This window comes from Streptomyces albidochromogenes, assembly GCF_005981925.1.
Lineage (GTDB): Bacteria > Actinomycetota > Actinomycetes > Streptomycetales > Streptomycetaceae > Streptomyces > Streptomyces albidochromogenes.
Genome location: NZ_VBVX01000588.1, coordinates 1 through 1,650 on the forward strand (window position 1 = coordinate 1; position 1,650 = coordinate 1,650).

The 1,650-nt window shown below is 74.6% G+C and carries 2 protein-coding genes; both read left to right on the plus strand.

Going from position 1 to position 1,650, the window contains the following annotated elements; genetic code table 11:
- On the plus strand, positions 1-363 hold a 363-nt coding region (locus E2E34_RS34085), incomplete at its 5' end, for an ADP-ribosylglycohydrolase family protein (RefSeq protein WP_138905686.1).
- Positions 364-367: 4 nt separating this feature from the next.
- Complete coding sequence (locus tag E2E34_RS34090; RefSeq protein WP_138905687.1) at positions 368-1,525, plus strand: ADP-ribosylglycohydrolase family protein; 1,158 nt, start codon at positions 368-370, stop codon at positions 1,523-1,525.
- Positions 1,526-1,650: the final 125 nt, after the last annotated feature.

Sequence of the window (1,650 nt, forward strand, 5' to 3'; positions counted from 1 at the left end):
CACCCGCACCCGCCCGTCGGCGCCTTCGCCCTGGTCCCCGTCCTCGAACACCAGATCGTCGACCACGTCTACAGCTACGGCATCGCCGCCGCCGAGACCGTCCCCGTGGCCCTCGCGCTGGCCACCGCCGCCCGCGGCCGCGTCACCGAGGCCGTACCCGCGGCGGCCTGCCTGTCCCGCGTCGCCGACTCCGCTCCCGCCCTCGCCGGCGCCCTGACCGGCGCGCTCTGCGGCGGCGACGCGCTCCCGGCGGGCTGGCGCGACACCTGCCGCACCCTGGTCGGCTGCGCGCTGCCCCGCCTGGCGGGCACGGACCTGGTCGAGCTGGCCGCACACCTCACCACGCACCTCGCGAAGGGATGACTCCATGCCGACATTCCCCCCACTCACCCTGGAGGACCGGACCACCGGCAGCCTGGTCGGCGCGGCCGTGGGCGACGCGCTGGGCGGGCCGGTCGAGGGCTGGTCGCCCGAGCAGATCGCCGAACGCCACGGCGGCCGCGTCCACGGCATCGTCGGCCCGTTCCACGAGAACTGGCGTACGGCGCGCCCGATCGCCCCGTACCACAAGGGCGACGGCCACATCACCGACGACACCCTCATGACCCATGCCCTGGTGCGCGTGTACGACGCCGTACGCGACCACCTCGACGCCTACTCGGTCGCCGAGCGACTCGTCCCCGAACTGATGGAATCCCCCACCTGGATCCCGGAGTTGGAAGCGGACGCCCTGCCCCTCCAGCGTGTCTTCCTCGCCGAGAAGTGGATCGTCGCCCGCCTCCACTACGGCCACGTGGACCCGCGCGAGGCCGGCACGGGCAACATCGTCAACTGCGGCGCGGCGATGTACATGGCGCCGGTGGGCCTGGTGAACGCGGGCAACCCCGCGGCGGCGTACGCGGAGGCGATCGACGTGGCCGGCGCGCACCAGTCGTCGTACGGCCGCGAGGCAGCCGGTGTCTTCGCGGCCGCCGTGGCGGCCGCCTGCGCGCCCGACGCCACACCCGCCACCGTGGTGGACACCTGCCTCTCCCTCGCCAAGGACGGGACACGGGCGGCGATCGAGGCCGTGGCCGAGACCGCCGTACGCCACCACGACTTCGAGTCGGCGCTCGCCCCCCTGCGGGCCGCCGTGGCGCCCTTCGACACGGTGGGCCCCGACTACCGCAAACCGACCCTCGCCGCCCGCCGCCCTTCCCGCCTGCACTCCATCGAGGAACTCCCCATCGCCCTCGGCATGCTCCTGGTCGCCGGCGGCGACTACCGCCACACCGTCCTGGGCTCCGTCAACTACGGCCGGGACTGCGACTCGATCGCCACCATGAGCGGTGCGATCTCCGGAGCCCTGTACGGCGAGTCGGCGATCCCCTCCGACTGGGCGAAGACCGTGGCGGAAGCCAGCCGCACCGACCTGCACACCCCGCCCCGCACCCTGGCGGCCGTGACCCGCGAGGTCTACGCCCGCGACACGCGCCGCCGCAGAGCCCACGAGGCGACGTTCGCCGCGCTGACGGGCGCGCCATGAGCGTCCGGCTGACCTGGGTGCAGCCGGAGGACCTGCTCACGCACGAACTGCGCCAGGCGGCGGAGGACGGCCGCGACGCGACGGCGATCCGTAGCCGCTGGCAGAAGGCGGGCGGCCCACCGGCC

Bases quoted from the DNA above. Each gene is read 5' to 3' on its own strand.
- E2E34_RS34090 (WP_138905687.1), top strand. From the start codon at position 368: ATGCCGACATTCCCCCCACTCACCCTGGAGGACCGGACCACCGGCAGC.